The organism is Mycobacterium sp. 1482292.6 (genome assembly GCF_001672995.1).
Classification (GTDB): Bacteria; Actinomycetota; Actinomycetes; order Mycobacteriales; family Mycobacteriaceae; genus Mycobacterium; species Mycobacterium europaeum_A.
On sequence record NZ_LZKV01000083.1, the window covers coordinates 1 to 5,725 of the forward strand.

The following is a 5,725-nucleotide window of genomic DNA, read 5'->3' on the forward strand; positions in this document are numbered from 1 at the left end:
CAGGGCGCCGTGCCCGATCTCGCGCCGCTTGGGTGAGCCCACCCGGCCGGTCTCGCCGGTCGAGAACGGCGGGAAGTTGTAGTGGTGCATGTAGCGCTTCGAGGTCTCGGGCCCCAGCGAATCGATCTGCTGGGCCATCTTGACCATGTCGAGCGTGGTGACGCCCAGGATCTGGGTCTCACCGCGCTGGAACAGCGCGCTGCCGTGCGCCCGCGGCACCACGGCCACCTCGGCCGACAACGCGCGGATGTCGGTGATGCCGCGGCCGTCGATGCGGAAGTGATCGGTCAGGATGCGCTGGCGCACCAGCTTTTTGGTCAGTGACCGGTAGGCGGCGCTGATCTCTTTCTCGCGGCCCTCGTAGGTCCCAGAGTCCCCAGCAAGGCGCGCGAGCACCTCGGCCTTGAGCTCGTCGGTGCGCGCGTCACGCTCGGCCTTGCCGCCGATGGTCAGCGCCTTGGCCAGCTCGTCGGTGGCCACCGAGGCCACCGAGTAGTAGACGTCGTCGCCGTAGTCCGGGAACGTCGGGAACTCGCCGGCCGGTTTGGCGGCCGCCCCGGCCAGTTCCTCCTGCGCGCTACACAGCGCGGCGATGAACGGCTTGGCGGCCTCGAGGCCTTCGGCCACAACGGTTTCCGTCGGCGCCGGGGCGCCGCCCTCGACGAGCTCGATGACGTTCTCGGTCGCCTCGGCCTCGACCATCATGATGGCCACGTCTTTTTTGTCGCCTTCGCCGACTATGCGGCCGGCCACCACCATGTCGAACACGGCCCGCTCGAGCTGCTCGACGGTCGGGAACGCCACCCAGGTGCCGTCGATCAGCGCGACCCGCACCCCACCGATGGGACCCGAGAACGGCAGCCCGCTCAGCTGGGTCGAGGCCGACGCGGCGTTGATCGCCAGCACGTCGTACAGGTCGTTGGGATCCAGGCTCAGGATGGTCACCACGACCTGGATCTCGTTACGCAGCCCGGAGACGAACGACGGGCGCAGCGGCCGGTCGATGAGCCGGCAGGTCAGGATCGCGTCGGTGGAGGGACGGCCCTCGCGACGGAAGAACGAACCGGGGATGCGACCGGCGGCATACATCCGCTCCTCGACATCCACGGTCAGCGGGAAGAAGTCGAAGTGCTCCTTGGGGCTCTTGCTGGCGGTCGTCGCCGACAACAGCATGTTCTCTTCGTCGAGGTACGCGACCACGGCGCCAGCGGCCTGCTGGGCCAACCGGCCGGTCTCGAAACGGATGGTGCGGGTGCCGAAGCTCCCGTTGTCGATGGTGGCGGTCGCCTCGAACACGCCCTCTTCAATTTCAGCGACAGACATGGACGTCCGTACGGCCTCTCTTGTATTCAGCTTTTTCGCGTGGCCACGCGCGAACCGCAGGCCTGACGGCCACGGGTCACCCGCGGGAGGCGCTGAGTCTGAATACGGCTACGGCCATCGATCGAAGCGGCCGACCTGCCCCAGATCCGGAGAGCCCGGCAGCCACTACCGAAGACCGCCCGATGCAGACTGGCTGCTCCCTCGAACGTGCGTAGTGACACGCTGGAACGGCACACGCGGATCTGCGTGACCGCACCATTTGCTCGGGCCGAACCGGCCCAGAACGTCCTCACTCTACACGGGCGACCCCTGCCCGCCATATCGCTCGGAATTTGCGGGGCCGCGAACGCCCCGGTGGGGGCTGCGTCAGCGACGCAGGCCCAGCCGCTCGACCAGCGAGCGGTACCGCTCGACGTCGATCTGCGCGACGTACTTGAGCAGCCGGCGACGGCGGCCGACCAGCAGCAACAGTCCGCGACGCGAGTGGTGGTCGTGCTTGTGCACCTTCAGGTGCTCGGTCAGGTCGGCGATCCGCTTGGTCAGCAGCGCGACCTGCGCCTCAGGCGAACCGGTGTCGGTGCCATGCAGGCCGTAATTGCCCAGGATTTCTTTTTTCTGCTCGGCTGTAAGCGCCACGAACTAACTCCATCAATCGGTGCCGCGAGAAATCTCGTGCGTGGCCGCCGCGGACTGCAGCACACGCCGTATCGGCTGGCGAGTCTATCAGCGGCGGCGCCGTCTACCGAATCGCAGGCCAGCGCTGCGCCCTTGACAACATACAACCATTTGGTTGTATGTTGCTCGGGTGACCGTAGATCAGGAGGACCGGGTGGACGCCCTGTTCCACGCGCTCGCCGACCGAACCCGGCGCGACATCATGCGCCGGACCCTGGAAGGGGAACACTCGGTTTCCGCATTGGCGGTCAAGTACGACATGAGCTTCGCCGCGGTGCAGAAGCACGTCGTCGTGCTGGAAAAGGCCGGCCTGCTCACCAAACGACGAAGCGGTCGAGAGCAGCTGGCCAGCGGTGACGTGGCGGCCGTGCGGTCGGTGGCCACGATGCTCACCGAACTCGAATCCCTCTGGCGGGATCGCATCGCCCGCGTCGACGAACTCATCGCATCCGACTCAAACCAGGAGGACTGAACCATGCCCGTGACCGACGTCCAGCACGACCCGGACAACCTGACGCTGACCATCACGGCGGACTTCGCCGCGCCGGTGGCCCGAATCTGGCAGGTGTACGCCGACCCTCGTCAGTTGGAGAAGGTGTGGGGACCGCCGTCCCACCCGGCGACCGTCGTCGACCACAGCCTCACACCCGGCAGTCGCACGACGTACTTCATGACCGGACCGGACGGCCAGAAGTACGCCGGGTACTGGGAGATCACGGCCGTGGACGAACCGACGAGCTTCTCCTTCCTGGACGGCTTCGCCGACCTGGACTTCAACCCGAACCCCGACCTGCCGGTCTCGAGGAATGTGTACACATTCGCCGAGCACAACGGCGGCACTCGCGCGACATACGTGAGCACCTACTCCTCCGCCGAGGCGCTGCAGCAGGTGCTGGACATGGGCGTCGTCGAGGGCGCCTCTTCGGCCATCAACCAGATCGACGACCTGCTCGCCGCCTGACGCCTGCCGGCGACTCCTGGAATCAGTCCTGGGCCGAGAGGGTGATGCGGGCCCGTTCGGTGTCCCTGCCCATCGCGTCGATGAGGTCGGCGATCGAATCGAACTTGTGCTGGCCGCGGATACGGGCGACGAAGTCCAGCGCCACGTGCTGCCCGTACAGGTCGGCGTCGGTGTCCAGGACGAACGCCTCCACGGTGCGGGTACGCCCGGAGAACGTCGGGTTGGTGCCCACCGACACCGCCGCCTGATAGCGCTCGCCCGGGACCATCGCCCCGGGGGCCCCCGCCCCCTGACCGTGGCCGAGCACGGTGAACCAGGCGGCGTACACGCCGTCGGCCGGGATGGCCGAATACATCGGCGGCGCCACGTTCGCGGTGGGAAAGCCCAGCTCGGCACCGCGCCCGTGGCCGCGGACCACCACGCCCTCGACCCGGTGCGGCCGGCCCAGCGCCTCCATCGCCGCCACCACGTCACCGGCATCCACACAGGACCGGATGTAGGTGGACGAGAACGTCACCGTCTCGTTGCTGTGGTGCTCGGACAGCAGCGACATCGACTCCACGGCGAACCCGAAGCGCTCGCCGGCGCGTCGCAGCGTTTCGACGTTGCCCGTCGCCTTCTTGCCGAAGGTGAAGTTCTCCCCCACGACGACCTCGACCACGTGCAGGTTCTCCACCAGCAGCTCGTGGACGTAGCGCTCCGGGGTGAGCTTCATGAAATCGGTGGTGAACGGCATGACCAGGAAGACGTCGATGCCCAGCTCTTCGACCAGCTCGGCGCGCCGGGTCAGCGTCGTCAGCTGCGCGGGATGGCTGCCGGGATAGACCACTTCCATCGGGTGCGGGTCGAACGTCATCAGCACCGTCGGAACGTTGCGGGCCCGCGCCGCTTTCACCGCATGCGCGATCAGCTCGGCGTGGCCGCGATGCACACCATCGAACACACCGATGGTGAGCACACACCTGCCCCAGTCCGTGGGTATCTCGTCTTGGCCGCGCCACCGCTGCACGTCCGCCAGCCTACGGCGCGCAGTGGTCCGCCGGGAGGTCGGAAGGGGCAAACCGCCGCCATGGTGTCGGGGAACACCCCGGATTAGGCCTGGGTTGCCTAAACTTTCTCGATGTGAGCCCTGACGAGGAGCGTGGCGGTATCACCGCGGTCGGCCAGGACTACCTGAAGGTCATCTGGAATGCCCAGGAGTGGTCCCCGAAAGACGCACCGCAGAAGGTCAGCACCAAGATGCTGGCCGAGAAGATCGGGGTGTCGGCCAGCACGGCCTCGGAGTCCATCCGCAAACTCGCCGAGCAGGGGCTCGTGGACCACGAGAAATACGGCGCGGTGACGCTGACCGAGGCGGGGCGGCGCGCGGCGCTGGAGATGGTGCGCCGGCACCGGCTGCTGGAGACCTTCCTGGTCAACGAGCTCGGCTACGCCTGGGACGAGGTGCACGACGAGGCCGAGGTGCTCGAGCACGCGGTGTCGGATCGCCTGGTGGCCCGCATCGACGCCAAGCTGGGCTTTCCGCAGCGCGACCCGCACGGTGACCCGATACCGGCCTCCGACGGGCAGGTGCCGACCCCGCCGGCCCGCCAGCTGTGGGCGTGCGACGACGGGGACACCGGGACGGTGGCCCGCATCTCCGACGCCGACCCCGAGATGCTGCGCTACTTCACCGACGTCGGCATCAGTCTCGACTCCCGGCTGCGGGTCCTGACCCGGCGCGAATTCGCCGGCATGATCTCCGTCGCCATCGATTCCGGCGACGGCGCCGAGACGACGGTCGATTTGGGTAGCCCGGCCGCGCGGGCGATCTGGGTGACGGCCTAGCCGCGCTCCCCGCCCGTCAGTCGGCCAGCAGTCCCTTGGCGATGTGGGTGACCTGAACCTCGTTGCTGCCCGCGTAGATCATCAGCGACTTGGCGTCGCGGGCCAGCTGCTCCACCCGGTACTCGGCCATGTATCCGTTGCCGCCGAACAGCTGTACGGCCTCCATCGCCACCTCGGTGGCCGCCTCCGAGGAGTACAGCTTGATCGCCGACGCCTCGGCCAGCGTCAGCGGCTTGCCGGCCTGCTGGCGCTCGATGGTGTGAAAGACCATGTTCTGCACGTTCATTCGGGCGATCTCCATCTTCGCCAGCTTGAGCTGGATCAACTGGAACTGCCCGATGTTGCGGCCCCACAGTGTGCGGCTCTTCGCGTAATCGACGCACAGCCGGTGGCATTCGTCGATGATGCCCAACGCCATCATTGCGATCCCGATCCGCTCGGCGGCGAAGTTGGCGCGCGCGCTGTCGCGGCCGTCGCCGTCGGTGTGCTGTTCGCTCTCGCCGAGCAGCCGGTCCGGGCCCAGCCGCACGTTGTCGAAGAACAGCTCGCCGGTCGGCGAGGACATCATGCCCATCTTCTTGAACGGCTTGCCCTGCGTCAGGCCGGGCATGCCGGCATCGAGCACGAAGACCAGCACCGGGCGGTTGCGCTTGTCTTGCTTGTCCGCGCTCGCATTGCCCTCACGGGGGCCCTCGTCGAGCTTGGCGTAGACGACCAGGACGTCGGCGCAGGGCCCGTTGGTGATGAAGGTCTTCTGCCCGTTGAGGATGTAGTCGTCACCGTCGCGTTTGACGTAGGTCTTCATGCCGCCGAACGCGTCCGAACCCGAGTCCGGCTCGGTAATCGCCCATGCCGCAATCTTTTCCAGCGTCATCAGCTCGGGCAGCCAGCGTTCCTTCTGCGCCAGCGTCCCGCGGCTGGCGATGGTCGCGGCGCCCA

Annotated in this window: 7 protein-coding genes; 3 read left to right on the forward strand and 4 right to left on the reverse strand. The window is 67.5% G+C overall.

The window, feature by feature from the left end; translation table 11 throughout:
* On the reverse strand, window positions 1-1,323 hold a 1,323-nt coding region (locus A5624_RS08255), incomplete at its 3' end, for a polyribonucleotide nucleotidyltransferase (RefSeq protein WP_082976164.1).
* 366 nt (window positions 1,324-1,689) lie between these two features.
* The gene (rpsO, locus tag A5624_RS08260; RefSeq protein ID WP_007775081.1) at window positions 1,690-1,959 is read right to left on the reverse strand and encodes a 30S ribosomal protein S15; all 270 of its coding nucleotides are present in this window, start codon (window positions 1,957-1,959) and stop codon (window positions 1,690-1,692) included.
* A 169-nt stretch (window positions 1,960-2,128) separates the two neighbouring features.
* Between rpsO and A5624_RS08265 the strand changes: the two genes are divergently transcribed.
* Window positions 2,129-2,470: a helix-turn-helix transcriptional regulator gene (locus A5624_RS08265; protein WP_066864395.1), complete on the forward strand. Its 342-nt coding sequence runs from the start codon at window positions 2,129-2,131 to the stop codon at window positions 2,468-2,470.
* A gap of 3 nt (window positions 2,471-2,473) precedes the next feature.
* A complete protein-coding gene (locus tag A5624_RS08270; protein ID WP_066864398.1) occupies window positions 2,474-2,959 on the forward strand; it encodes an SRPBCC domain-containing protein in 486 nt (161 codons plus the stop codon).
* 22 nt (window positions 2,960-2,981) lie between these two features.
* On the opposite strand, the gene A5624_RS08275 is transcribed toward A5624_RS08270, so the two are convergent.
* Window positions 2,982-3,968, reverse strand: a complete 987-nt coding sequence (locus A5624_RS08275) for a bifunctional riboflavin kinase/FAD synthetase (protein ID WP_066864403.1) — start codon at window positions 3,966-3,968, stop codon at window positions 2,982-2,984.
* Between the two features lie 113 nt (window positions 3,969-4,081).
* Between A5624_RS08275 and mntR the strand changes: the two genes are divergently transcribed.
* Entirely contained in the window at window positions 4,082-4,786 is a 705-nt protein-coding gene (mntR, locus tag A5624_RS08280) for a manganese-binding transcriptional regulator MntR (RefSeq protein ID WP_066864407.1), read from the forward strand.
* A 16-nt stretch (window positions 4,787-4,802) separates the two neighbouring features.
* Here the strand turns inward: mntR and A5624_RS08285 are convergent.
* On the reverse strand, window positions 4,803-5,725 hold a 923-nt coding region (locus tag A5624_RS08285), incomplete at its 5' end, for an acyl-CoA dehydrogenase family protein (RefSeq protein WP_066864410.1).

Coding starts and splice junctions, on each gene's coding strand:
- A5624_RS08270 (WP_066864398.1), top strand. CDS start 2,474: ATGCCCGTGACCGACGTCCAGCACGACCCGGACAACCTGACGCTGACC.